This window comes from Asanoa sp. WMMD1127 (genome assembly GCF_029626225.1).
Classification (GTDB): Bacteria; Actinomycetota; Actinomycetes; order Mycobacteriales; family Micromonosporaceae; genus Asanoa.
Window position 1 is genome coordinate 5,190,190 of sequence record NZ_JARUBP010000001.1, and the last position, 26,759, is coordinate 5,216,948.

Sequence of the window (26,759 nt, forward strand, 5' to 3'; positions counted from 1 at the left end):
GGCTGACGGCTGTGCTCCTGGTCAGCCTGACACCGGGAGCCGCCTTGGCGGACAGTAAGGAGATTCGCAATACGGGCAGGTACGCCATCGGTGCCGTCAAGGACTTCGACGGATACTTCGACCAGGGCAAATACGATGCTCTGATCCCGCCCGGGCGATTCTCGGGCTGGGCGAGCACCGCGGGCATCTGGATCGGGCCGAACTACTGCGTGCGCGTTCGCTACTGGCGTTCGGGGACGGAGGCCAACCCGCCCGGTCCGGCGCAGCTCACGGATCCCTCGATCGCTTACGGCGGCTCAAAGGGGAAGTACCAGAGCCTCACTACTCATATCGGCGTCGATGTGCGCGCACTGCCGTACAGCGAACCCGACTGTTGGCGGCTCTGAGCCTTCGAGCCCCCTTGTGCGAGCAGCGTACGGCGCGGCAGAGGAGAAGTAGCCAATGCGGAACCTTCGGACAGCTCAGATCCTGGCGTTCGCCGGCGCGGTCATCGCGCTGGCCACCGCCGCGCCTTCGCCGGCGCACGCGGCCACCACATTGGAGGTGAGGCCGGGGCTGAGTCCGTTCTATCCCAATGGCAAGAACGGCAGCGGACCCAGGGAGTACGTGACCCGCAACCTGACCACGGAGTCTCGGAACCTGTACCTGCGCAACTGCCGGTCGGGTTACTCCTGCTATGCCGTGGGAGAGGGCGACGGCCAACACACGTTCTTCGAGCTCTACTACTGCGACAAGCGGAGCATCACCAACTTCCTGGGTCGCGGCGCCGCCGTCAACCACCAGACGGGCAGTGCGGTGGCGGAACTCCGCGACCGGCACGGTTGGTTGGTCCAGTCGGTCAACGCGGACAACAAAGCGGTTTCGGTCGACTGGGATCCGATCTGGAGCATCGTTCCGTGTTGATCCGCTGACCGCGCCCGCGCCGTCTCCGACGCAGCTGAAAGGAAGAGTCGAAGTGAAGAAAATGAGATGGGCGACCACGTTTGCCCTGACCGCCGTACTTGTCATCGGTCTGACACCGGGATCCGCCTCAGCCGCCACCAAGGAGATGCGCAATACAGGCGACTATGCCATCGGTGCCATCCAGGTCTTCGACGGCACTTACGCTCAGGGCGGCGGCCGATACGACGCCCTGATTCCCCCTGGCCGATTCTCGGGCTGGGCCAGCACTGACGGAATCTACATTGGGCCCGGGTGGTGCGTGCGAAGGCGCTTCTGGCTGTCGGGAACCGAGGCTTCTCCTCCCGGTCCGGCGCAGCTCGGCGACCCGAAAATCCATTACGGCGGGGCAAACGGGTTGTGGGTCAGGTTCCATTCGGAGATAGGCGTCGACATAAAGGCACTCCCCTACAGCCATCCCGACTGCTGGAACGAGTAACCGGATCGTTCCGACCTCGGCGCTGAAACCGTTTCTCGTACGTTGGAGACTGGTCAGGACGAGCCGTTCGGTGGTGATGGTCCTCGGTTCGAACGTGGTCACGTCGGTGACGAGGCTCTACAAGATCACCTACGTGCCAGCATCGTGATCAGGTGGCTGAAGTAGATGTGAAGTCGGCAGCGGATTGGATGACGGAAAGTCGGCACGGGTACGCGAGGTAAGGAGCCGCTATGGCGTCGGACGCGCTCGCCGCACCTGAGGAGGCGCCGTCGCGCCGGTGGGCGGTCCGCCATCGCTGGCCGACCGCGTTGGGTCTCGCGGCGGCTGCGACACAACTCGCCTTCGGCCCGGATGCCGAGACGCTGGCGACCGTGATCGCCGTCGCGGTGTTGTGCTATCTGGGTGCCGCCGCCCTCGATCGCCGCTGGGTCGGCTGGGCCGGTTGCCTGGCCTTTCCCGCGGTGCTGGTAACCAGCCAGGTCGTCGGTGTGACGTGGTGGGTGGTCGGTTCGGCGGTCGCGGTCGTTCTGCTGGTCGTTGGTCTGGCGACTCGCGCTCCGCGGCCGCCGCTGACCGCCCAGAGCCTGGCGCTGCTCGGCTACGGCGTGGTCGCCGTGACGGCGCTGTTCCTGAGCCCACGGACGGGTCTCGTCGTCGCCGGGTTCGCGCTTGCGAGTCATGGAATCTGGGACGTCATCCACTATCGACGCAACCAGGTCGTCAACCGGTCTCTGGCCGAGTTCTGCATCGTGTTGGACGTGCCGCTGGGCGTGGCAGCCATTCTCGTAGCCCTGGCAGGCTGATCGGGTGTGAGGCCGCACTCCACCTTCTTGACGGTTGGTCGAACCGCCCGTCGCTGGCCGCTTCGCCCACGGTGGCGGCCGCTGGCTCATCCTTGCCGGTGTTGCGCTCGACGGTGTCGGCACCGCGACCGCCGGTGGCCGGAGCGATGGCGGTCAGGACGCTTGGCGGAGCTTTGGCTCGACGTGACCCATGTGCCCTTGTCCTGAAGCGTTGTTGAAGCGCGTGTCGGCGCTTCCCCACCACCGCGGGTGCAGAACGCACATCTGCGAGTGTGCGAAACCCACATCGATCCCGTGCTCGTCACACTGGTCGGCCGACGATCGCTCCTTCCACACTTGTGCCGTGTCAGCGACGTCCCGGCGCAGGACGTTCGAGAGCCCCCTGCGGCGCCGGCCCGCGAACGATCGGGTGGGGGACCGGCGCCGCAGGGTAATCCCGAAAGGGCTCCATCATGCAGACAGCTGGCCGCCTGGCTGCGCATCGCGGTCAACCCGACCGCTCGGCGTGCGCTCGACCGCGTCCGCAGGCAGAGCCGAAGTGGCGCCGTGAAAGCCGGCCGGTGAATGCGGCGCGCCGGTCGTACGCCACGGGATGTGACTGATGTCCGGCATCGACATTCGCGTTCTCGGCCCGCTGTCGGCGCTCAACGAGGGCCGGGAGGCGCACCTGACCTCGCGCCGCGTCCGGGCGTTCGTCGCCGCGCTGACGGTGAACGTCGGCCGTCCGGTGACGGTGGCGGAGCTGGTCGACGCGGTTTGGGGTGACGCACAGCCGGAGAACCCTCGCCGGGCTCTCCAGCTCGCCGCCTGGCGCGCCCGTGCCATTCTCGGTCAGATCGACGCCGCAGAGATCATCGTCACCAGTCCCGATGGCTATCGGCTCGACCTGCCGATCGAGCGAACCGATCTCGGCCGGGTGCGGCGCTTCCTCCAGGACGCCGACCGTGCGGCCGAAGCGGGCGACCTCGAACGAGAGCTCACCGCTGTCAGCGGCGCCCTCGACCAGTGGCGCGCGGAACCACTGTTGGACGTACCGTCCGACGTGCTGCAGCGGGAGGTCGCGCCGTGGTTGCGGGAGCAGCGGTTGCAGTTGGCCGAGCGGCGTGTCGACATCATGCTGCGGCTCGAACGGTTCGCCGAGATCACCGATGAGCTGATGGTCCTGACCGCACAACATCCCCTGCGGGAGCGGTTGTGGGGTCAGCTGATGGACGCCCTGCGTCGCCGCGGTCGGCGCGTCGAGGCGTTGAACGCCTATCACACGCTGAGGCGCAACCTGGCCGACGAGCTCGGCATCGATCCGAGCGAGCCGATCCGGGCACTGCACACGGCGATTCTCACCAGCCAGCCCGTCGGCGCGCGCCGGCCGGCGCCGCTGCCGTCCGTTCCGCGCCAGTTGCCGCCGGACATCCGCGGCTTCACCGGCCGGCAGCGTGAGCTGTCGAAGCTCGACGAGCTGGCCGCCACGGTGGATACGACCTCCGGGCCCGTCGTCGTGGTGATCACCGGCACCGCCGGCGTCGGCAAGAGCACGCTGGCCACGCATTGGGCGCACCGCGTCGCCGACGACTTCCCCGACGGCCAGTTCTTCGTCGACCTGCGCGGCTATCACCCGGCCCAAGCGTTGACGCCGGCCCAGGCGCTGGCCCGTTTTCTGCACACCCTGGGCGTACGCGGTGACGACGTGCCCGCCGACGTCGAGGAACGGGCGGCGTTGTATCGGTCCTTGATGGACGGACGTCGGGCGCTGGTGCTGATCGACAATGCCAACAGCGCGGCACAGCTTCGGCCGCTGCTCCCCGGCGCCGTGGGCTGCCTCGTCCTGGTTACGAGCCGCGACCAACTGGTGAGCGTGGTCGCCAGCGACGGCGCCTGTCCAGTGCCACTCGATCTGCTCAGCGTCGGTGACGCCGGTCGGCTGCTCGCCGAGCGGCTCGGCCGTGAACGACTGGCCGCGGAGCCGGAGGCCGTGCGGCACATGATAGCCGCGAGCGCGCGGCTGCCGCTCGCGTTGGCGATCGTCGCCGCCCGGGCCGCGGTCCGCCCGGACGCCCCGCTCGGCAAGATCGCCGCGCGGCTTCGCGACGGTCTCGACGCCTTCGACACCGCCTCTCCGGCCACGGACGTGCGCGCCGTTTTCTCGTGGTCCTATCGTGAGCTCGACCCCGCCGCGGCCCGCCTGTTCCGGCTGCTGGGCCTGCACCCCGGTCCGGACCTGCCGACGGCGGCGGCGGCGAGCCTCGGCGGCCTGTCACCCGGCGCGGCGAAGCGCGTGCTGGGCGAGCTGGTGCGCGCCCACCTCGTGGTCGAGCACGAACCCGGTCGGTTCAGCCTGCACGACCTGCTCCGGGCCTACGCGGCCGAGCTGGCACACGCAGCGGAGCCCGAGGACGGGCGCTACCAGGCCGCCCGGCGACTGCTCGACCATTACCTGCACACCGGCCACGGCGCCGCGACGATCCTCAACCCGCAACGCACCGAGCTGGTGCTGGGCCCGCCTCTACCGGGCGCGGTGCGCCACCACCTCGCCGGGTACGACGAGGCGATGGGCTGGTTCAACGCCGAACGCGAGACGATGCTGAGTCTGCTGCGCTGGTCAGCGACCACCGGACGCGACGTCGAGACGGGTCAGCTCGCCTGGGTCCTGGCCGGCTTCCTCGAGCGCCAGGGCTACTGGGACCAGTGGACACAGACCCAGCGCGCGGCCATCGCCGCCGCCGAGCGACTGGGTGACGGCGTGCTCGAGGCGCACGCGCACCGCGGGCTCGGCCGTGCGTACGCCCGCCGCGGGCAGGCCGTCGACGCTCACCACCATTACCGCCGTGCCCTGGAGCTCTACCGGCTCACCGGCCACCTCGGCGGTCAGGCCCGCACGGAGACGAACCTCGCGCTCCTGCATGAGCAGCATGGCCGCCACCGGGAGGCGCTCGCACACGCGCTGCGGGCGCTCGCCCTGCAGCAGCGTCTGGGCGACGACCCGGTCGGTCACGCCAACGCGCTCAACACCGTGGCGTGGTGCCATGCCCAGCTCGGCGAGTACGAGCCGGCGGTCCGCTACTGCCGGATGGCGATCGAGCGGCACGAGAAGATCAGCGATCTCGACGGTCAAGCGGCGACTCTCGACACGCTCGGATACGCCCTGCACCACCTGGGTCGATACGACGAAGCGGTCATCAGCTACCGGCGGGCCATCGACCTGTACGTTCAGTTGGGCGACAGCTACTACGCCTCGGTCAGCCTGGTGCACCTGGGCGAGACCTTCGAGGCGGTGGGCGACGTGGCCGTGGCCCACACGCAGTGGCGCCAGGCGGAGACCATCCTCGCTGAGCTCGACCATCCCGCCTTGGAGCAGGTGCGCCGGAAACTGGCCGGCGCGGCCACCGTCAATCCGGCGATGACGCGCTGAGCCGGGGCGCCGATGGTCTGGTCGCCGTGCTGGGTCTCGAGGATGACATCGAGGTGGTCGCCGAGGTCGCGACCGGGAATTGGGTAAGGACGCGCCGTGACCAGGCTCGATGCGCGTAACCGCGTGGACGCCATCCACATCGCTCGTCGCGCGGGCTGGCTCCGAGCCGCAGTGATGGCCGGCCAGCAGCGACCGCAGGCGATGGCGCTGCTGGCCGACGGACCATGGACTTCGGAGTATGAGCGGGCGGGCGCGCCCGCAGGTCATCAGTACTCGCGGTCGCGCATCGCCGCACCTCCTCCCGTATGCCGACGGTCCAACGCTCGACCCGCCGGCAACGTATCCGGCACCGATTTCAAAACGACTTCGGTCAAGATCGGCGCCTGACCTCGACGATGTCACGTCACGACGCCGTGGTCGGCCGGGAAGGCGCGCAGACGGGGGATCGGCGACAACAGGATCGGGATGATGGCAAGGGCATATCCGACTGCGCCCAGCCACAGCGTTGCTCTCAGGCCAATCATTTCCCCGAGTACGCCGCCGGCGAGGGCGCCGAGCGGAAGGGCGCCGAAGACGAGCGTGCGGACACTCGCGTTCATTCGGCCCCGCAGGTGCTCGGGCGTCAACGCCTGCCGCAGACTGGCGTTGATCACGTTGGTGTTGGCCAGGCTCGCCTGCCAGACGAAGAAGCTCAGCATGCAGATCCCGACCACCACGGGCGTGGGACCAACGGCGAGCGGCAGGAGCAGCGTGCCGCCGGCGCCCACGGCGCGGGCGGTGACATAGAGGCGGCCCAGCGGAAAGCGCCGGCAGAGCCAGTTGGCGAACGCCGCACCGAGCACCCCGCCCGCGCCGATGGCCGACAGCGTCAGGCCCAGGAGAGCCGGCGTCAGGTTCAACTGGCGCAGGGAGTACACCAGGAAGACGGTCTCGGTGAGGTTCGCGAAGAGGTTGCCAAGGGCGGCGGCGTACGCGGTGGCGCGGATATGTGGCTCGGTGAAGGCGAACCGCAAGCCTTCGACAAGCTCGCGCCTGACCGTGCGCCGCCGTGCGGGCGGGACCCGATGCGGCTCCGGCGCCCGCACCAGGATCAAAGCGACCGTCGCCACGAGATAGGTGACCGCGTCCACGATGAGGGCGATGGGCGCGGTCACCAGCTGCACCAGCAGACCGCCGGCGCCGGGCCCGGCGACCTCGGCGGCGGCGTGGCTGGCGGAGACCTTGCTCATCGCATCCACGAGGTGGTCGCGGTGCACCAGGTCGGGAACGTAGGACAACCAGCAGACCTCGAACATGGCAGCGCAGGTGCCCACCGCGAATGCGATCACGACGAGCAGCGGAAGTCGCATCAGCCCCAGAGCCGTGCACAGTGGAACGATCGCCAGCAGCGCGCAGCGGGCCGCGTTGGAGACGATCATCAGGGTGCGGCGGCGGAGGCGGTCGGCCACCACGCCGAATGCCAGCGTGAACACAAGGAACGGCAGGTACTCCGCGAATCGCAGCAGGCCCAGCTCGGCGGTGCTGACGTCCAGGGCGACCATCGCCAGGAGCGGCAGCGCGACGAAGGTCACCTGACTGCCGACGAGCGACACGGACTCGCCGAACCAGAAGGTGATGAAGGCGCGGTTGTGCCACAACGACGAGGGCGGGATGTGGCCCCCGGTCAGTGACCGCAACGGACGTACCCCACCGATCAGAGCCGCACGGGCTGGGCGATCTCGTCGAGGATGGTGACGGCCGCGCGCCAGGATGCTTGCGCGGCCGCGGGTTGACCGGCTTCGTAGTGTGTGTCGCCGATGCGCCGAAGGGTGCCGGCCGCGCCTTCCCTGTGCCCGACCGCCGTGCGGATCTCCAGCGCCCGCTGGTATGCCGCCAGGGCGTCGCGATGGTCACCCAGGCGATGGCGGATGAAGCCCAGGCTGTCCCACGTCGCGGCCTCGGAGATCTGGTCCTTCGCCTCGACCGCGAGGGCAACGGCTCGCTCGCAGGTGGCCAAGGCCTCATGCAGCTTGCCAAGCTGTGCGAGGCACCAGCCGGCCGAGTTGAGCAGCCGGCCGAGGCTCGACCTCGGACCGTTCGGCGGGAACAGTTCCAGAGCCCGCTGCGCGTGTGCCAGGGCGGCGTCGTGATCGCCCTGTCGCTCGAGCGTCGTCGAGAGGTTCTCGTGGGTGTGGACCTGGCCCATCCGTTCGTCGCTGTCCCGGTAGAGCGTCAACGCGTCGCGCAGGTGTGCGTGGGCAGAGACGTAGTCGTCCAGGTGGGCGTACGCCAGTCCCAGACAGCGGTGAGCGCGGGCCTGTTCGATGCGGTCACCGAGCCGCGTCGCAGCGGCCAGAGCGGTGCGCAGCGTCGCCGCCCGGTCTGGCCAACGGCCCTGCCACTGCAGGTAGTTCTCCAAGGACCACGCCAGCTGCCAGACGTGGCGGTCGAACCGGCCGACCCACGCCGACGTGACCGCCGCCAACAGCGCTGACCGCTCCACGTCGAACCACGCGAGGGACTCTTCGCGGCTCTTGAAACGCTCGGCCGTGACGGTGGGATCAAGCGGTGGAAGGGGGATCGGATCGCGAAGCGGTTCGATCAGAAGGGCCGAGTGCGCGGCCGAGCTGAGATAGTGGTCGAGGACGCGGCGCTGGGCGGCCTGCCGCTCCTCCTCGGTGTCGTGCCGGTGCAAGAGCTCTCCGGCGTAGGTCCGGAGCAGATCGTGACAGCTGTAGCGACCCGGAAGGTGCTCCTGGAGCAGGTGGGCTCGGCGAAGCTCCGTGAGCGACTGCCGCACCTGGGGTACGGGCACGCCGCTGAGGCTGGCCGCCGCGTGCACACCGGTGCTCGGCAGAATGCTCAGCAGCCTGAACAGTCGTTTGGCCGGCGTGCTGAGCCGTCCGTAGGACCAGGAGAAGACTCCGCGGATGTCGGTCGCCGCGTCCGGGCTGGCGAGTGCGTCAAGGCTGGTGTGGAACTGTCCTAGCTCCTCGGCGAGCGCGGGCAGGCTCAGGCGACGGAGACCGTTGGCCCGGGCCGCCGTGATCGCGAGGGCGAGCGGTAGCCCAGCGCAGATGTCGACGATTCGCCCCGCCACCTCGGGGTCGGCTTCGACGACGTCGGCCCCCAGCCGCGAGGCCAGCAGCTCCGTCGACTCGGCCGCGGACAGCACGTCCAGGGTGACCGGTTCGGCGCCCGCGGCCACCAGCTCGGGCATCTGCTGGCGACTGGTGACCACGGCGGCACTGTGCGGCGCGCCCGGAAGCAGCGGACGCACCTGCTCGGCGTCGAGGGCGTTGTCCAGCACGATGAGCACTCGCTTGCCGGCCAGCAGGCTGCGGAACAGACCCACCTGGGCGGCGAGGTCGGTGGGCACGTAAGCCGGAACGATGCCGAAGGCTTCGAGGAACCCGCGGATCGCGGTCTCGGCCCGGACAGCCTGGCCATCGGGGGCGAACCCGCGAAGATCGACGTAGAGCTGCCCGTCGGGAAACCGTGGCGAGATCTCGTGTGCCCAGTGGACGGTCAGCGTCGTCTTCCCGACTCCCGCGCCCCCGGTCACGATCGCGACCGGGGCCTCGTCGTCGAGCCGATCCAGCGCATGGTGGAGCTGAGCCAGGCTTGTCGACCGCCCCGCCAGCCGGCCGACCCGGGCGGGCAGCTGCCGCGGAACAGGCACGTGCCCGGACGTTGTCGCCGGTGGCAGTGGCGCCTGCTCGCCGGCGAGCATCCGTTGATGGAGCTCCTGGATCGCGGCGCTCGGGGCGATACCCAGCTCGTCGGCGAGCAGGCGGTAGAGCCGTTGGTAGACGGACAGCGCCTCAGCCTGCTGACCGCACCGGTAAAGGGCGATCATCAGCTGCCCCCACGGCCGTTCGCGCAGCGGGTGCCGGTTCACCAGCTGGCGTAGGTCCTCGACGACGGCGCTGTCCAGGCCGGCGGCGAGGTCGAGGTCGATGCGTCGTTCCATCGCGGCTAGGTAGCGGTCGATCAGCCTGGGGCCCTCGATCTGCTCCAACCACGAGGCGTGCAGGCCTTCGAACGGGTTGCCCCGCCAGAGGGCGAGCGCTTCGCCGAGCAGGACCCGCTCCTTGGCTGGTTCGGCCGCGGCGGCCGCGTCATCGAGGAGGTCGGTGAACCGCAGCGCGTCGACGTCGTGGGCCTTGAGGACGTAGCCGTCCGGTTCGGTGTCGATCGCGCGGCCACCCAACAGGCCGCGCAGCCGCGTGACGTACAGCTGCACGCTGCGGCGGCCGTCGCCCGGAAGCTCCTCGCCCCAGATCCGGGCGGCCAGGCGTTCGGGCGCGACGGCACGTCCGTGGCTCATCGCCATGACCGCCACCAGCGCTCTCAGCCGACCGGTCTTGACGGTCACCGGTCGACCGTCGACCCGGACCTTCAGCGAGCCCAGCACGCCTACGTGCAGTCCGCCCCCGCCGGGGCGGCTGGGGGCGTCCTGGTGTGCACCACGCCACTCTGCGATGCGCATCGCAATCCCCGTATCCATCGTGGCCGCGCAGCGCCGAGTCCTGACACCATCGCTCGAACGAGCCTGTGCGGCCGAACTGAACCGCCCAAGACCGAATCACAGACCCCCTTCATTTCCGTTTCGCGGCTGCTTCAGCATCGGGCGACGGGGCTCGCGCACCGCTCGCAGGCGAGGCTCGTCACCTACGACCGTTCAGCGAGTCGAGGAAACGCCGTTCGAACGCGGTGGCGTCGGCCCCCAGCGCCGCCCGGATCCGTGCGCCACCTGGGGTGACGACGGTGCGCCCACACTGCACGCCGTCCTGCACGACCGCGACGTCGGCGCGCTCGAACCTCGCTACGGCCCCGTCGTCGTGCACGGCGGACACCGCGGCCAGCGCGTCCCACCAGTACATGATGCCCAGGTCGATCAGGGCCGCCAGGTCAGGATGGGTCAGGATCCGGTAGGTGAGCGCAGCGCCCGGTCTCACCTGGTCGGCAGCCAGCCGTGCGACGAAGGAGTCGGTGATCGGCGCCGCCGCGGTCGCGTCCAGCGGGACCAGGTGGACGCTTCCCGGCCGAGCCCGACGGAAGACCTCGCTCGCCGCTGCCGGATCGAGCCACATGTTGAACTCCTGGGAGTTGTCGAACCCAGGCAGTGCCGAGCCGTAGAGGTTGCCCGGCACGTGGAGAGCCCCGCCCATGATCTGGATCCGCTCGATCCGGGCGGCCACACCGGGTACCCGCAGCGCCGCCGCGAGGTTCGTCAGCGGGCCCGTGGCCACCACCGTGACCGGCCGCCGGGCCGCGGTGACCGTTCGCACGAGGAGGTCGCGGGCACTCAGCGGCGCCTGGTGCGGCGGGCGGTCCCCGTCGCCGAGCGCGTCACGCAGGACGGTCTCGATGGTGGCGACCAGCTCGGCGGGCGCGGGGTTGCGGCCCTCGCCGGTCGCGCCCTCGGCCACCGGAACCGACGGCAGCCCACACTCCTCCAGGATGGTCACGGCATGCCGCGACGTCCGTCCCGGCTGGCCGAAGCCGTTGTTGGCGACCGTGACGGCCCGCAGGTCGATGCGGCCGAGCTTGTGCTCCTCGCACAGGTAGGCCAGCGTCGACGCGTCGTCGAAGTCCAGATCGCTGTCGTAGATCACCGGGGTCGCCCGGCGTTTCTCGACGGCCCACGACGGCGCGGCGCCGCCCACGGCGGAGGTGACGGCGGCGGCCGCGACCGTGGCGATCGCCTCCCGCCGTGACAGACGCATGGGGGGCCGCTCGACCCGACGACGCATTTCTCGACCTCCGCACGACCGGGGGATGCGATGCGACGGGAGCCTATGCCTGGCAGGCTTCATCGCGGCTTCATCGGGGCGCGCGCCGACCACGGTCGGCGGCGTGCCGACTAGAGCCGTTCGGTCAGGTGGATCCGAATGGCCTCGGCCGTCACTTCGCCCTCCTCGGTCGTGCTGGCGTCGATGCCCGCGAGAAGGTCCAGCGCGCGTTGCCAATGTCGGCGGGCCGGCGCCGATCGGCCGATGCCCAAGCTGGCTTTCGCCAAGGCGTCATGGGCGCGCGCCTGGTCGGCGTGGTGGCTCAGCTCGCCGGCGATGCGAAGGGCCGACTGGTGATACTCGACGGATCGCCCGGGCTGGCCCGTTGCCCGGTACAGCAGGCCGAGGCCGTGGGCGGACTCCATCTGCCAGTTGCGGTCGCCCAGGCTTTCGGCGGACGTGGCCGCCCGTCGGTAGTGCGTTTCCGCCGACCGGTGGTCGCCCAGGAGTCGGAACGCGTCACCGAGGCCGGAGACGGCGTTGAGCCCGGGCGAGCTCGCACCGATGCTCTGCCCGAGGCGGTCCGCCCGCGCGAAGGTGCTCAACGCGGTCCGGAACCGTCGTCGCAGCAGGAGCGTTCGGCCGAGACCGGTCAGAGCGTCCAGCTTGTCGAGTGGTCGCTGGGTCAGCTCGGCGAGCGCGAGCGCCGCGTGGTAGTGGCCGGTCGCCGACTCGAGTCGGGACAGCTTCCGCTCGACATGGCCCAATCTCGTCAGGGCGGCCAGCTCGCCGGCGCGATCGCCGATCTCGCGGGCCAACCGCAGGGCCCTGGTCAGGATGTCCACGGCATCCGTCGCACGGTCCTGGCGGCGGAACAAGGCGCCGAGCCCCAGCATCGCGGTCAGTTGGGCCGGCTGATCGCGCAGTTCCCGGGCTACGGCCAGCGCGCGACTGTGCAGCAGCTGCGCGTCCGCGTACCTGTTGCGTGTCTCCAGGTGTCGGGCCAGCAGGTCGGACAGCAGCAGCAGGTGGTCGGGCCGGCAGTTGTCGGCCGCGTAGTGACCGGTCGCCAACAGGTTGGACAGCTCGGCATCCAGCCAACGCCGCGCCACCTCGTTGTTCGGAAACTGGCTGTCGCGACCCTGTCGCCGGGACACGACGCTCGTCGCCGCCGCGGCGGTCAGCCCGTAGTGGTCGAGAAGCCGGTCGATGGACGCCGCTCGATCGGCCTGGGACGCGTGCCCGAGCGCGGCGGCGTGCCGGCGGACGAGCTCCCGGAAGCGGTAGCGACCGGAGTGCGGCTCGTCCATCAGGTGCGCGTCCAGCAGATCTTCGATGACGCGGGTGGTGGCGGTGCTCGACATACCCGTCAGGGCGGCCGCCGCCGCGGCGTCGAAATCCGCTCCGGGGTGCAGACCCAGCAGCCGGTACGCTGTCCGGCTGCGCTCGACGAGGTTCCGGTAGGAGCCGTCCAACGCCGTGGCGATGCCGCTCGTGGGTTCGACCTCGAGTGCGGCGACACGCCGCTCCTCGAGGTCCAGCCGAGCGGAAAGGTCAGCGGGCGTCCAGGCCGGGTGCGTTCGCAGCCGGGCGGCGGCGTCGAGCAGCACGAGCGGAAGCCCGCCGCACATCCGGACCAGGCGGATGAGGTCGCGGCTGGGACTGGCGGCCAGTCGTCGCCGGCCCACCGCCCGGCGCAGCAGGGCCAGCCCGTCGCCGGCCGGCAACACGGGCACGTCGATGCGGTGTGCGGAGCTCAAGGACCCCAGCCGGCGGCGGCTGGTGACGATGACGCGGCTCTCCGGGGTGCCGGGCAACAGGGGCACGACCTGGTCCTCGCCCGCCGCGTCGTCGAGTACCAGCAAGATTCGCCGGCCGGCGACGCAGGTGCGGAACAGGGCGGACTTCTCGGCCAGGTCCGGCGGAATCTCGCCGTGCTCGACGCCGAGCGCCCGCAACATCCCGTCGAGCGCTCGCGCCGGCTCGACAGCCTCCTGGCCTGCGCTGTGGCCGTGCAGGTCGACGAAGAGTTGGCCGTCCGGGAACCGGGAGCTGACCTGGTGCGCGACGTGCAACGCCAGTGCCGTCTTGCCCACGCCGGCCATGCCGTTGACGACCGTCACGGCCGGCCCGACGTCGCTGTCGATACCCGCGAGGTCCGCCGCCTCCGGGCGACGTCCGGTGAAGAACGCCGCCGCGGCCGGCAACTGATGTGGGGTGTGGAACGGCTTCGGCGGCGGGGGGTTGCCGGGGATCGCGCCGGACAGCAGATCGGCGTAGATCGTCTTCAGCTCGGCGCCAGGATCGGTGCCCAGCTCCTCGGCCAGGTGGCTGCGCACCGCTTCGTAGGCGGCCAGCGCGTCCGCGGGCCGGCCGCTGCGGGCCAGGGCGACGAGCAGCCGTGCCCAGAGAGTCTCGTGCAGGGGGTGGAGCCGGGTCAGCTTCCTTAGATCGGCGACGAGTCCTTCGTGACGGCCCTCAGCGAGATCCAGATCCGCCTTCCTGACGACGGCCGCCAGGTAGCGCTCCACCAGCGCGGGCGCCTCGACCGCACTGAGCCAGCTGGAGCCGAGGTCTTCGAACGGTGCGCCCCGCCAAAGTCCGAGCGCCTCGGTCAGGAGCGCACGCCTGCGCTCCGCATGGTCCGCACTGTCTGCCGCGTCCACCAACTGGCCGAAGCGCAGGGCGTCCACCGCGGACGGCGTGATCCGCAGGCGGTAGCCACTCGGCTCGGTGTCGATGCGGTCGCCGCCCAACGCGTTACGCAGCCGTGTCACGTACGTCTGGATGCTCCGTCGCGGGTTCTCCGGTTGCTCGTCTGCCCAGAGGGCCGTCGCGAGGGTTTCCAACGTCACCGGCCGGGCGGGGGACAACGCCAGCAGCGTGAGCAGCACGCGGAGCCGGCCGGCCGTGAGGTCCAGGTCCCGACCGTCCAGGGAGACACGTAGCGGGCCGAGGAGATCGATCGCCAGTGGCACACAGCAAGCCTAGGACCAGTTTGGTCCAGATACCTCGCCGACCAGGCTGACCTCGTTCGTCGGGCGCCGGGACGACGCTTACGGCCGACGACGAAGACGTCGTCCTGCGGGTCGCCAATGACGGCGCCTCGTCACCCCGTCCCACGGCGCCGACCGAGGGCTATCGCTCGGGACGACCGGTCGCCACCGCGGGCTAGACGGCTTCACGACGGCTTCACGACGGCTTCATCGGGAAGATCGGGCTGTCAGGCCGGCGGAAGGCGCCGATCTCGTACGTATATTCGGCAATGCGGTCTTGACTGATCGATGTGAGACAGGAGAGCGACGTGCCCGAACCCGTGCCGGCCGACCCTGCGGCGCAACCGGTCTCCGCCGCCGTGCGCACGCAGATCCTGGCAACCGAGCATTGGAGCCTGCTGGCCACCCGGAACCTGGCGTGGAGCGAAAGCTTCAACCGCGCCAGCTGGTTCGTTACGGTCCTGTCGGCCGCCGTCGTCTCGCTGGCTCTGGTGGCTGACAGCAGTGAGTTCGGCGCCGGCTTCCGCGTTTTCGCTCTCCTGCTCATCTCCCTGCTGATCATGATCGGCGTCGCGACCGTCGTCCGCCTGGTGTCGCTCAACAGCGAGGACGTCGAGCTGGTCGTCGGCATGAACCGGTTGCGACGCGGCTACCTCGATCTCGCTCCGGAGCTCGAGCAGTACTTCGTCACGAGCCCGCACGAGGACTTCGCCGGGATCATGCAGACGTACGGGGGCGCCCGATCCCGCCTTCCGACCGCCCAGTTCGTGACCAGCATCCCGTTGCTGCTCAGCGTCATCGTCGCTGCCCTCGTCGGCGCGTTGGCCGGCCTCGTCGCCGACTCCCTCGGTGCCGCGACCGCACTGGCCGTCGCCATCGGCGTCGTGGCCGCCCTCGCCGCTCTGGCCACCTTGACGCTGATCGTGGTCAGGCAGGCCCGCCGCACCTGGTTCCGCTCGGCAGGGTGACGCCGTCACGGCCGTCTCGGCGCTGAAGGACGAACACACCGGCAACCGCCCCGGCGGGGCTCAGGACATACCCGGATCACCTGGAGGTCGAAAGAATGGACAAGACCGCGTACCTGGATGCCGTCGTCGAACAGACACGCACGTTCGCGGACTGGGTGCAGGACAAGGACGCGTCCGCTCCCGTGCCGACGTGTCCGAAATGGACGCTCGGTGACCTGGTCGACCATGTCGGCGCCACCCAACGGATGGTGGCGATGCTCGTCGGTGAGCGGTTGGACGACCCGAGCAGCGCGTACGCCAGATACGTCCCGGGGCCGACGGACTCCGCGCAGTGGCGTGCGTGGTTGACCGAAGGCGCGGGCGAGGCGAGGCGGGCGTTCGCGTCGGTCGCCGATGACACAGCGGTCTGGGACCCGTCCGGCGGGGACGCCGGCGTGCCGTTCTGGTCTCGACGGCTGCTCGGGGAGGCGTGCGTGCACCGCGCCGACGCGGCCGCCGCGCTCGGCACGCACTACGAGCTGGCGCCGGAGATCGCCGTCGAGGCCATCGAGGACTGGTTGGACACCATGACGTCCCGTGGGTACTGGGAGAACCGGCCCGACTTCGCCGATGCGATGCGCGGCGACGGCCAGACCCTCCATTTCCACGCGACCGACGCGCCGGGGGAGTGGCTGGCCCGCCGGGAACAGGACGAGGTCGTCCTGGAACGCACGCACGCCGAGGCGGACGTCACCGTCAGCGGCCCAGCCACAGACCTCCTGCTCGCGATCTGCCGGCGACGTCCGCTCACTCGATCATCCACACTGGACGTTGAGGGCGACCACGCGTTGCTCGAACATTGGATCGAGCACATGGACTGGGTCACGGACTGAGTCACGGCGCGCGGACCACGGTGTGTAGGGCGGTCCGTGGCCGCCGATGTGGCCGACAAACGGGGCGGGGCACCGAGATCAGGTGCCACCGCCCCAGGACGCCATGTGCCGCGGTCAGCTCTTGAAGGCGTCCTTTATTTTCTCGCCGGCCTGCTTGACGTTGGACTTCGCCTGGTCGAGACGACCTTCGGCCTCGAGGTCCTCGTCGCCCGTGGCTTTGCCGACGCCCTTCTTGACCTTGCCGGCAACTTCTTCCGCTTTGTTGTTGATCTTGTCGTCGAGACCCATGTCGAGTTCCCTTCGGGTTGCTGGCACCAGAACGGCCACGCTGGAAGCAGATCTACGGTTCGGTCGACGTTTCGGAATTGGCCGCGAGGTAGCCGCGGATCCGGCGCAGTAAGCGATTCGCTTCCATGGCGTGGGCCGTGCCGGTGCGATCACCAGCGCGGTAGATGGTTTCGGCCAGGGCCACCGCCTCCCTTCGTAGCCTTGCCGGCGCCGAATGTTCGGCTGCGGCGGGCAATTGGCGGACGGCGTCGTCGAGCTGCCCGAGCGTCAGAGTCAGCGGGCGGCTGGGCGGCAGTGGAGCGATGGGTTGCATCTCTCGCCACCTTCTCGTGTCAGTTTCGACCTAACCCTGTCCACGTCGTACTCCATCAGTATGCGGGATATACCTCCCAAATGGACCGGAACGCCCGATCTGCCCGCAGCCGCACCGGTTCGAGCCGTCGCTTGCACGACGTGAGATGGGAGGGAGACTCATGATGTCAGTCAACGATCATGCAGACGCCGCCCGCGACGCGATACCGTCCAAAGGGGAGGTCAGACGTTATCCGACATGTGCGACCTGTCTGGATGACTCTGCGTGTCGTTCGCTGTGCTGGTGGGTTGGTCTTGGAGACTCAGCGGGTGGAACGGTCAACGGTCAGCAGACGCGACGCCATCCTCAACGTGACAGCGGGCCTGGCCGGCCTCGTCGCCGGCGGTGCCTCTGCCGCGCGGGCCACCGCCGCGGAGGCGGCCACCGCCCCGGCGCACCCGCCGCACAGCGGACCGCGGCGCCCGTCGGGGCGGGCCGTCGAACCGTTCAGCGTCCGCATGCCCGTCCCGCAGGTGCTGCGACCGCAGTCCGTTCGCGGTGACACCGATTTCTACCTCATGACCTCCCGGAAGGCGCGGATCGAGATCCTGCCGGGTACGCGCACCGAGATGCTGACGTACGCCGGGATGTTCCCCGGGCCGACGTTTCGCGTGCGCGCCGGACGCAAGGCGGTCGTCAGGCACACCAACGACCTCGACATGGCAACCTCGGTGCACGTGCACGGGGGCTGCACTCCGGCGAGCAGCGACGGGTTCCCCACCGACACGCTGGAGTCGGGCAGCAGCCGCAACTACACCTATCCGAACCAGCAGCGCGCCGCAACGCTCTGGTACCACGACCACGCCCACCACATGGAGGCCGAGCACGTCTTCCGCGGGCTCGCCGGCGTGTATCTGATCGAGGATCCGGACGAGGCCGAACTGCGTCTGCCCAGCGGCGACCACGACGTCCCGATCATGCTCCGCGACGCCCGGTTCGACGAGAAGGCCCGCCTGGTCTTCGAACCGCATGACTTCCAGAACCGCACGATGATCCTCGCCAACGGGCGGCCATCGCCGTACTTCCCGGTCGCGGCACGGCGCTATCGCCTGCGGTTCGTCAACGCCGCCAACCTGCGTACGTTCACGCTGCGGTTGGGTAGGGACACCGAGGTCGCGCAGATCGCCAGCGACGGCGGTCTGCTGCGGGCGCCGGCGGCCGTGCGGTCATGGCGGATGACGCCGGGGGAGCGGGTCGAGGTCGTCGTCGACTTCGGCCGGTTCCCGGTCGGCAGCCAGGTCTTCCTCACCGACGCTGAGGTCGGACCGGTGTTGCGATTCGACGTCACGCGCGCGAGCGCTGACACGAGCCGCGTCCCGGACCGCCTCAGCACGATCCCGGCGCTGCCGGCGGCCACGGGCAAGCGGCGCATCGTGCTCAGCTTCGACCGGTCCTCGGGCCGTTTCCTCATCAACGGCCGTCAGTTCGACGCCAACCGGGTCGACGCGCAGATCAAGCTCGGGACGACCGAGGTGTGGACGGTGACGAACGACAGGTCCGGTTTCGCGGTCCCGCACAACTTCCACGCCCACCTCGTGCAGTTCCGGATCCTCGACCGCAACGGCCGCCCGCCGGCAGCGGGCGAAGCCGGCGTCAAGGACACGGTCGCCGTCGCTCCAGGCGAGACGGTCCGACTGCAGGCGACGTTCGGGCCGCACACGGGGAACTACGTGTACCACTGCCACATGATCGACCACTCGTCCACCGGCATGATGGCGCAGATGAAGATCGTCGCTTGAAGCGTGGCTCTCGCACCGTGCGTTCACGGGTGGTGTCCCGCAGCGCCGACGTCGTTCTCGTAACGGTGCGCGAACTGCGTCTCCTGCTCGGGCTCCTGCTGATCCTGTTCTTGACGGCAGAGACGTGGCGCTTCGTCGGCCAGCTCACCACGTTGCGCCTGCTCGTTTTCATAGCGCTGACGTTCGCCGCGGCATTTCTGGTCGTGGGAGTGGGACTGCGGCGGGTACTGCGAAGATCGATCGCCAGGCGGGCCGCCGTGCGCGTCGGGCTCGAGATCCTTGCGTTCGCCACGGCCATCTTCGTCACGTTCGCCACGGCCGGGGTGGCATCCGTCGATGCCGAACTGGTCACCGAGTGGTCGGGCAGCCAGGGCGGGGTGCTGGTGTCGCTGGGAATCGGACGGCCGCCGCTGGTGATCACGCGACAGCTCCTCCAGGTCGCGGCATTCCTGGCCGCTCTGGGCGCCCTCGTCTTCGCCATCGAGGTCATCGCGGACGAGGACACCCGCCACACCCTCACCCATGACCTGGCCGGGCCACCGGATTGATGTCACCTGCGTCCGGCACCGGTCAGGTATTTGCCTTGACCGTGCCGTCCTCGCTCACGTCGGCCGCCGTCTCGTCCGCGACGTGCCGGCCCTGCGGGCGGCGCGTGGCGAACCTGAGCCCGAACCCCACCAGGACAAGACCGATCACGACGAGGGCGAGCGGCCCCCACAGCTTGACGATCTGCAGCAGCTGCCGGTTGGACGAGGCGGTGTCGGCGCTGCGGGCGACCGTGTCGTCGGTGTAGGTGAACAGCGCGTCGAGGATCGTCACGGACTGGCCGTTGTTGCCGACCAGGCTCTTCTCCTGGTCTTCCTGGACCTTGATGTATTGGCCGGTGGTCGGCTCCACCCACACGGTGCGGGTGTTGTTGTAGACGATGTTGCCGGAGGTCGCGCCGGGCAACAGCGCGGCGAGCAGCGCCTGCATCCGGTCGGCCGGCACCTCCTGGCGACCCTCCCGGATCTCCTGCGTGAACTGGTAGGTCTCCAGGCCGTTGATCTCCTCGGTCTTGACGAAGTTCGCCGGCTGGGTGGCGAGCACGTCGCGGTCGAAGATCGGGTAGGCCTTCTGCTCGGTGCCGAAGGGGAACTTGTACATGTGGCCCGAGTAGTCGACGCTCTGCCGGTTGCTGCCGGTGTCGAGCCATTGGCCGTTCCAGGGCACCGCCGCGGCCGTCTTGCGATCCAGCGCCAACTTCGTGCTGTACGCGCTGATCAGCGCGTTGTTGTCGATGCGCACGACCTCCTGGCCGACCTGCCAGACGACCGCCTTGCCGTCGAGGTCGCCTTCGAGCTTGGCGGTCTCCGCCCGGTCCGGCTGCACCGTGATCGTCGAGCGCAGGTCGCCGGTCTCCACCTTGGCGCCCTGGTCGGTGATGTGGAGGAACGTGGCGTCCGGCGCCTCGGCGACCGACTGGGTCAGCTCGAGGTCGTAGGGCAGCTGCGCGACCCGTGGACCGACGACGAACGCGAGACCCGCGGCGAAGATCAACGCTAGAACACCGAGGCCGAACAGAACGGCGCCGATGACGCGAGACCTCATGGTGCCTCCACTGTGTAAGGACGGACGGGTGGGGGTGGACGTCCGCTGGCTGGCGAGCAGGTTACTACCGAGTACCATCCGGACGCGACCCTTGATTCGGCTTCCGTCGCAAGACCATCGTGTAGTTCCACGTGAGGGCCTCCCGCAGCAGCGGCACACGGGCCACCCAATGCGCCCATCGCGGGTGGTATCGGGGCAGAACATCGATGATCACAATTTGGCCTCCACGCCGGGCAGCGCGCGCCCAGCGATGGGCCCGGGCCGCGCTAACCGGGAACAGCGTGTCGAGATAGCGGTTCTTGGGCTCGTGTCCCATGCGCCGCACGTAGCGCCGCCGGGCCCGCGCCCCGCCCAGGTAGTGCCACGGCGCGGTCTCGTGACCGCCCCAGGGTGACAGCCACGGCGTGAACGAGACGAAGATCGTGCCGCCCGGACGCGTCACCCGCACCATCTCGTCGAGCATCGCTTCCGGCGTCGCCACGTGCTCGAGCACGTTCGACGTGTAGCAGACGTCGACGACGCCGGACCGCACCGGCAGCGCGGTGCCACCGCCGCGCACCATGCCCGACACCGCGGCGCCGTCGGTGGCGAAGTCTCCGACCGCCGGATCCAGACCGACGTACGTCGCGCCCGCGTCCCGGAACGCCGCAGCGAAATAGCCGGGTCCGCCGCCCACGTCGAGCACGACCGCGTCCCGCAGGGCCACGTACGACGCGAGCTGGGCCACCGAGTCCCGGGCCAGCAGCGAATAGAACAGGTCCGGATCGCTCTGCTCGCGCAGGAAGGCCCGGAACAGCCGCACCGAGCGGCCGAGGGTCGCGCGCTGCGGCGGCAGACCCGGCGGCTCGAACCACGGGGACGGCGGGTCCGCGGGCTGCCGGGGTGACGGCGCCAGGGTCGCGGCGACCGCGCAGACGGCGGTCAGCATCGCCGCCTGGACCACCGCGCCGTACGCCCACTCCTGCCCGTACCCCTGGACCCGGCCCAGCACCGCGACCGCCGTGCCGCCGCCCGCGGCCAGCAGCGCGATGCCGGGCAGCGCGCCCGGCCGCAGTTGCCGCACGAGCATCGCGGCGACCAGCAGCGCGAGCGCCGCGACGCCGCCGAGCGCGACCGCGATTACGCCCAGCGGCACGGCGATCCACCACGACGAGAGCGCGGACGGGGCCGTGGCCGGCGGTCCGCCCGCGGGCGCCACCCGACGCCGGCGGGCCGGCACGGCCGCGAGCAACACGACGAGCACCACCGCCGCCGCGCCAGCCAGGAGACCGAGGCGGTACGGCTCGTCCGGCGCGAACGTCAGCGTCACCGTGCCACCCGCTCCGGGCGGCACCTCGAACGCCTGCTGCCACCCGTCGACCCGCACCGCGGTCAACCGCGTGCCGCCGAGCGACGCCGTCCAGCCGGCGTTGAAGTTCTCGGGCACGACCAGCAGCGCGGCCTCGCCCGGAGCGACGGTCACGGTGCGCGCGGTCGGGTCCCAGCGCGTGACGTCGACCGCGCGCACCCCGGCGGGCCGCGGCGCCGCCGGAGCGGCCAGGGGCACGAGCGCCGCGGAGTCCACCAGGAACGACTCCGACGGCTCGGTCCGCAACCGGTGCTCGCCCGCGACGAGGTCGACCGACTCGCTCGCGAAGTCGTCGCACACGGTCACCGGCAGCGACCGGCCCGCGCGTACGTCCGCCAGCGTGCCCGCGACCGACGTCGGGAGGTCCACGCCGTCGAGCGTCACGGTCGGTCCCTGCCCGCACGGTGCGACCACCCGGGCCGCGGCGGCCGCCCCGAGCAGGTCGGTCAACGCGGGCACCTCGACCTCGGCGATGCCGACGGGCGCCGGCCATCCGTTGCCCCGGTCGTCGGCGAGCTTCTCGTCGAACCGGGCGACCATGACCGACAGCCGGTCGGTGGTGACCGCCGGGAACCGGACCCAGCCGTCGTCGCCGACCCGCGCGTCGCGCGTGCCCGCGGGGGTACGCACGACGACGTCCCGGGGGATCGAGGCCGCCGGCGCGGTCGGCGCGACCAGCCGCAGCCGGTCGATCCTCCGTGGCCCGGCCCAGGACAGCTCCACGGTGGGCTTCGCGTCGACCGGCTCGGCGAGCCAGGCGGTGGAGGGATCACCGTCGACGGCCGCGTCGGCGCCGACCTCGACGTCGCCTTCGAGCACCGAAGTGGCCGACGCGGTGACCGGGCGGTCCAGCGGAAGCGGACCACCGACGCGCGGACGCGCCGCCAGCCGCAGGTGGTACGGCGAGTCCACCGGCGTGGTGAAGATGCGGTCCAGGCCCAACGGCTCCTCGCCGGTCCGGGCGAGGAACTGGTCGCAGCGGGTCGCGCCGTCGCTCGCGAAGCAGGCGCCCCGGTCCTCGGGGGCACGACCGAACGCGTAGGTCGGCGCCGGCCCGCCGCTGACGTCCGACGGCGCGCGCAGTGCCCGCTGCGCGGCGAGACCCGGAATGCCGAGCTCGCGCAACGCGACCGTGCCGCCCTCGTGGCCCGGCCGCAACGCGAGCACGGTGATCCGCACCGACGTCGTGAGGCCGGGCAGGGTGGCCAGCCGGTGCGGACCGGGCGTCTCGGGCAGCGCGCGGTCCACGGCGCCCTGATCGGTCCTGATCCGCACGTACGCGACGGGCGACGCCACGCGCAGGTCGTCGACGAAGTCGACGGTCAGCCCGTCCACCCGGCGCGGCGTGTCGAACGTGACGTCCAGCCATTGGCCGACCGGCTCGCGCAGCGGGTCGGAGCGCCACGCGCTGCGCGGATCGCCGTCCAGCGCGGCGAACGGCGGGTACGACACCTCCGTGGCGCCGACCGTGTCGGCGAAGGCCGCGCTGCTCGACGCGTCCACCGCGCGGATCCCCTGGAACGTGGCGACGGTGTCGTGCCCCTCGATCGGGAACGGCACCAGGTCGGTGCGCTGCCGTCGCTGGCGGGTCTCCTCGTCGGGGGTCAGCGTGTAGCTGAGGTTGTCCCGCATCCGGCCGACGTTGAGCTCGCGCCGGCGAAGCCCGTCGGTGACGATCCGCGTCGCCGAGGGGGTCGCGGCCGAGGCGTCGCCGGTCAGGATCGTCGGCGTACCACCGTCGATCAGACCCTGCTCCAACAGGCCCAGCAGCGACTCGGGCCCGCCGCTGACGGTCGGCACGTCCGCGCGGGCCACCGCCGACACCACGGGCACCGGTCGCCGCACCTCGAAGATCTCGATCGACGGTACGGCCACCCCGGCGTCGACCGGGCTCTGCAGGGCTCCCGCGTGGACGTCAGGCCCGAACGTCGCCACCGGAGTGAGTCCGGGCGACTGGGCGACGGCCCGGCGGATCACGGCGATCGGCGGCACGCCGGTGGCCGCGCGGTCGACGTCGTGGCGGACCAGCAGGTAGCGGTAGCCCGCGCGGGCGAGGAAGTCGGCCAGACCCGGCGACCCGCGGCCCTGTTCGAGCACCGCCTCGACCGTGTCCATCACGCGGATGTTGCCCTCGGATCCGAGTGGGATCTGGTGGCGGGTGGACCACGGCGCTCCCGCCAGCGGCTGGATCGGCTCGTCGACGGTGCGGCCCCACCGGTTCTGCGCGAACCCCATACCGGGCACGACCAGCGTGCGCGCGTGCGGGTCCTGGTCGGCGAGCCAGCCGGCCGCCTGCTTCCAGTGCGCCGGCACGTCCGACCAGCCCGGGCCGGGCCGGAGCAGCAGCAGCCAGGCGGGCGCGGCGGCGGCGACCACCAGGGCCGCCACGACCGGCGCCGCCGGCACCCGCAGTCGCGGAAGCGCGATCCGGGTCGCGGCCGCGTGCGCCAGGCCGAGGACGATCGGCAGTCGCAGGACAGGCTCGAACTTGTGGACGTTGCGCAGCGGGGCGAGCGGGCCGTCGAGCAGGTCGCGCACCGGGCCGGCGAACGGGCTGTCGACCGTGCCGACGTAGCCGATCGTCAGCAGGGTCAGCCCGGTCAGCATGGCGAGCACGAGGAACCGTCGCTCCGGCAGGCCACGGCGGGCCAGGCCGGCGAGCCCGACGACCGCGACCAGGGCGGTCACCGCCATCAGCGCGGCGTTGTCGACGAGCACCCAGCCGGCCGGCCACCAGGGTTCGCCCTGCACGACGTAGCCGACCCACTGGTTGGTGCCCCGGACGGCCTGGAACAGCGACGTCACGGCGGTCGTCGTCGCCGACGACTCGATGTAGTCGAGGAACGGAAGGCTGTACTGGCCGAACAGCAGCAGCGGCACGACCCACCACAGGCTCGCGGCGGCTACGCACGCGGTCCACCAGGCGGCCAGCGCGGCCAGGTGCCGGTCCCAGCGCCGGGTCAGGAGCCAGAGCGCCGGCAGCACCAGCGCCATGACGACGGCGGCGGCGTTGATGCCACCCATGCCGACCACCGCGAGCCCTGACAGGGCGGCGGCCCGCCGGGGCGAACCCAGCCGCGGCGCGAGCACCAACGGCAGCAGCACCCACGGCAGCATGACGACGGGCAGGATCTCCGACGACAGCGGGCCGACCTCGGTGAGCATCCGGGGCGCCAGGGCGTAGGCGAGCGCGGCGATCAGGCGCCCGGGCTCCGAACCGATCCGCATCGCTCGCGCGAGCAGGAGCACGCCGAGGTACGCGGTGCACAGCAGCAGCGCGCACCAGGCCCGCTGGGTGATCCACGGGGGCACACCCAGCGCGTCGCCGGCCGCGAAGAACGGTCCGATCGGGAACAGGTAGCCGTACGCCTGGTTCTGCAGCTCGCCGGAGGTGGCCTCCGGGTTCCACAGATGCAGGGCCCGGGCCATGAAGCCGAGCGGGTCCACGGCCAGGTCGAGCTTCGTGTCGAAGGTGACCTCGCCCGGGCGCTGGAGGGCGGAGAGCACGACGAGCAGCAGCGCGCCGGCCGCCGTACCGAGCCGGCGTGCGCGCGTTCCGGCGGTCATCGGCGGCACTTCGGTGGCAGGCAGCTGAACTCGGCCAGCGCGGTGAAGAAGATCTGCCGGATGCCGGCGGGGTTCGGGGTCAGCGCGACCCGTCCCCCGGTGGCCTTGGCGATCTGGTTGAGCTCGCCCGGGTCGATGTCCGGGCCGACGCCGATGAACAGGATGGGCAGCGGGCGCCGCGGGTCCTGCAGCGCGCCGAGCTCCCGCAGCAGCTCGGCCCGGCCGATGCCGCTCGCGTTGTCGTCCTTGCCGTCGGTGAGCACCAGGACGAGGTTGATCCGGCCCGCGGTCCAGTTGCGGGCGCCGTCGCGATAGGCCGCGAGCGTCGTGTCGTAGAGGCCGGTCGCGCCGTTGGGCTTGACCTTGACCTGGCCGAGGCGCGACACGATGTCGGCCCGGCGGGGTCCGACCGGTCCGACGGGCACGACCTCGCGGTAGTCGCGGTTGCCGTCGAGGTCCGTGGAGAACGTCCAGATGCCGATCTCGGTCGTGCCGAGGAGCAGCTGGACACCGCCCTGTGCGGCCTTGACGGTCGCGGAGAGCCGGGTCTCCGTCGTGCCCGGTATCGCCGACTCCATGGAGCCGGAGACGTCGAGCACCGCCAGCAGCCGCGCGCTGATGTGCACGCCGCCCCAGGCGTTGAGCAGCGCCGTCGTCTCGGTCTCGGCGGGTACTGGCGCCGGTGCGTAGGTCGTCTCCCGGATCCGGCCGGCCTCGGGTGACCCGGCCGGCGGTGCGCCACCGGCGGTGCGCAACCCGTGCCGGGCGAGCGCCGAGACGCCCTCGTCGGCGAGCATGGCGCGCAGGAACGCCGCGGTGCCCTCGTGCGGCGGGCCGGACGACAGGACGGCGTACGGGTAGTCGGGGCCGGGAACGGGTCGGGCCGGATACACCGCGACCTGGCCGCCGGCCCGCAGCACCTCCTGCTCGGTGCTGATCACGGCCGACTCGCCGTCGGGCGCGCCGGGGCCCCCGGGCGCGGGCGGCGCTTCACCCGACATCGGCACCGTGCGGGGCGCGAGCCGCCGCATGATCGCTGCCGCGCCGGCGGCGGCGCCGGGGCCGTCGCCGGCGAACGCGCGGATGCCGGCCAGCCCACCGAACCCGAGGGGGCTGGTCGCCGGGTCCGGCAGCACCACCGGCACCGGCGGGCGTTCGGCCACGACGAGGGTCTTCCAGTCGAGCGCCCGCTCCGGCCAGCCGAGCCGGCGGGCGGAGCGCTCGTCCAAGGCGAGCACCACCGGCGTGCTCGCCACCGATACACCGGCCTCGGGGACCTGGTAGGCGCCGGAGGCCCGGGCCTTGCGCAGCCAGAGCGTCGACTCGGGCAACCAGACGTCGGGCAGCGCGGCCGGCGACGGGGCCGCGTCGGGGGAGGGGGTCGCGCCGGGGGCGGTGCCGGCGAGCTGGCGCAGCACGTCGGCCGACTCGCGCGCGTCGATCGCGATGTCGAGGCAACGGTCGCGCGCGGCGAGCTGCTGGCCGACCTCCCGCGCGGGCGCCGCCACGCTCGGCGCCACCGCGATCCGCACCGAGGCGCGGTGCGTACACGCGGGATCGCTGCGGGTCCGGTCCAGATAGGTGAACCCGGCCCACCCGGCCAGCACCAGCACGAGGGCGGAGCTCAACACGACGACCGGCCAGAACTCCGGTCGTCGTCGGACGCCACTGTCCGCCAAGAGTCTCTCCCCTGAGTTGTGTACGGCTCTCACCGCGCAAGACCGCTTGCGATCGG

The 26,759-nt window shown here is 71.0% G+C and carries 19 protein-coding genes; 10 read left to right on the forward strand and 9 right to left on the reverse strand.

All coding sequences use genetic code 11. The features are described 5' to 3' along the window. Positions 1-11 precede the first annotated feature (11 nt). From O7635_RS24870 to O7635_RS24895, 6 genes are all read left to right on the forward strand, one after another. Positions 12-386, forward strand: a complete 375-nt coding sequence (locus tag O7635_RS24870; protein WP_278082874.1) for a hypothetical protein — start codon at positions 12-14, stop codon at positions 384-386. Positions 387-441: 55 nt separating this feature from the next. Then, positions 442-903 (forward strand): hypothetical protein, encoded by a 462-nt coding sequence (locus O7635_RS24875; RefSeq protein WP_278082875.1) that lies wholly within the window; start codon positions 442-444, stop codon positions 901-903. Between the two features lie 61 nt (positions 904-964). After that, positions 965-1,378 (forward strand): hypothetical protein, encoded by a 414-nt coding sequence (locus O7635_RS24880; protein WP_278082876.1) that lies wholly within the window; start codon positions 965-967, stop codon positions 1,376-1,378. Between the two features lie 230 nt (positions 1,379-1,608). Continuing rightward, positions 1,609-2,181: a hypothetical protein gene (locus tag O7635_RS24885; RefSeq protein ID WP_278082877.1), complete on the forward strand. Its 573-nt coding sequence runs from the start codon at positions 1,609-1,611 to the stop codon at positions 2,179-2,181. A gap of 601 nt (positions 2,182-2,782) precedes the next feature. Beyond that, entirely contained in the window at positions 2,783-5,587 is a 2,805-nt protein-coding gene (locus tag O7635_RS24890) for a BTAD domain-containing putative transcriptional regulator (protein WP_278082878.1), read from the forward strand. 96 nt (positions 5,588-5,683) lie between these two features. Further along, positions 5,684-5,974: a hypothetical protein gene (locus tag O7635_RS24895; RefSeq protein WP_278082879.1), complete on the forward strand. Its 291-nt coding sequence runs from the start codon at positions 5,684-5,686 to the stop codon at positions 5,972-5,974. A gap of 11 nt (positions 5,975-5,985) precedes the next feature. On the opposite strand, the gene O7635_RS24900 is transcribed toward O7635_RS24895, so the two are convergent. From O7635_RS24900 to O7635_RS24915, 4 genes are all read right to left on the reverse strand, one after another. Beyond that, positions 5,986-7,263: an MFS transporter gene (locus tag O7635_RS24900; protein ID WP_347405303.1), complete on the reverse strand. Its 1,278-nt coding sequence runs from the start codon at positions 7,261-7,263 to the stop codon at positions 5,986-5,988. A gap of 17 nt (positions 7,264-7,280) precedes the next feature. Next, positions 7,281-10,058, reverse strand: coding sequence for a BTAD domain-containing putative transcriptional regulator (locus O7635_RS24905; protein ID WP_278082880.1), 2,778 nt, complete (start codon positions 10,056-10,058; stop codon positions 7,281-7,283). Positions 10,059-10,236: 178 nt separating this feature from the next. Next, entirely contained in the window at positions 10,237-11,298 is a 1,062-nt protein-coding gene (locus O7635_RS24910) for a nucleoside hydrolase (protein WP_278082881.1), read from the reverse strand. 137 nt (positions 11,299-11,435) lie between these two features. Further along, the gene (locus tag O7635_RS24915; protein WP_278082882.1) at positions 11,436-14,282 is read right to left on the reverse strand and encodes an AfsR/SARP family transcriptional regulator; all 2,847 of its coding nucleotides are present in this window, start codon (positions 14,280-14,282) and stop codon (positions 11,436-11,438) included. Positions 14,283-14,590: 308 nt separating this feature from the next. Between O7635_RS24915 and O7635_RS24920 the strand changes: the two genes are divergently transcribed. Next, entirely contained in the window at positions 14,591-15,268 is a 678-nt protein-coding gene (locus O7635_RS24920; protein WP_278082883.1) for a hypothetical protein, read from the forward strand. 95 nt (positions 15,269-15,363) lie between these two features. Next, positions 15,364-16,140 carry a maleylpyruvate isomerase family mycothiol-dependent enzyme gene (locus O7635_RS24925; RefSeq protein ID WP_278082884.1) on the forward strand — a complete coding sequence of 259 codons (777 nt, stop codon included), beginning with the start codon at positions 15,364-15,366 and terminating at the stop codon, positions 16,138-16,140. 114 nt (positions 16,141-16,254) lie between these two features. On the opposite strand, the gene O7635_RS24930 is transcribed toward O7635_RS24925, so the two are convergent. Both O7635_RS24930 and O7635_RS24935 read right to left on the reverse strand, forming a co-directional pair. Then, positions 16,255-16,428 (reverse strand): CsbD family protein, encoded by a 174-nt coding sequence (locus O7635_RS24930; RefSeq protein ID WP_278085573.1) that lies wholly within the window; start codon positions 16,426-16,428, stop codon positions 16,255-16,257. 52 nt (positions 16,429-16,480) lie between these two features. Further along, positions 16,481-16,741, reverse strand: coding sequence for a hypothetical protein (locus tag O7635_RS24935; RefSeq protein ID WP_278082885.1), 261 nt, complete (start codon positions 16,739-16,741; stop codon positions 16,481-16,483). A gap of 308 nt (positions 16,742-17,049) precedes the next feature. On the opposite strand from O7635_RS24935, the gene O7635_RS24940 reads away from it, so the two are divergent. Both O7635_RS24940 and O7635_RS24945 read left to right on the forward strand, forming a co-directional pair. Then, the gene (locus O7635_RS24940; protein ID WP_278082886.1) at positions 17,050-18,519 is read left to right on the forward strand and encodes a multicopper oxidase domain-containing protein; all 1,470 of its coding nucleotides are present in this window, start codon (positions 17,050-17,052) and stop codon (positions 18,517-18,519) included. 17 nt (positions 18,520-18,536) lie between these two features. Beyond that, a complete protein-coding gene (locus O7635_RS24945) occupies positions 18,537-19,067 on the forward strand; it encodes a hypothetical protein (protein ID WP_278082887.1) in 531 nt (176 codons plus the stop codon). Positions 19,068-19,089: 22 nt separating this feature from the next. Here the strand turns inward: O7635_RS24945 and O7635_RS24950 are convergent, their stop codons facing one another. The 3 genes from O7635_RS24950 to O7635_RS24960 form a co-directional block, all read right to left on the reverse strand. Continuing rightward, positions 19,090-20,109 (reverse strand): DUF3068 domain-containing protein, encoded by a 1,020-nt coding sequence (locus tag O7635_RS24950; protein WP_278082888.1) that lies wholly within the window; start codon positions 20,107-20,109, stop codon positions 19,090-19,092. A gap of 64 nt (positions 20,110-20,173) precedes the next feature. Next, positions 20,174-25,024 carry an alpha-(1->3)-arabinofuranosyltransferase family protein gene (locus O7635_RS24955; protein ID WP_278082889.1) on the reverse strand — a complete coding sequence of 1,617 codons (4,851 nt, stop codon included), beginning with the start codon at positions 25,022-25,024 and terminating at the stop codon, positions 20,174-20,176. Further along, positions 25,021-26,703, reverse strand: coding sequence for a substrate-binding domain-containing protein (locus O7635_RS24960; protein WP_278082890.1), 1,683 nt, complete (start codon positions 26,701-26,703; stop codon positions 25,021-25,023). The genes O7635_RS24955 and O7635_RS24960 overlap by 4 nt, the downstream gene beginning before the upstream one ends. Positions 26,704-26,759: the final 56 nt, after the last annotated feature.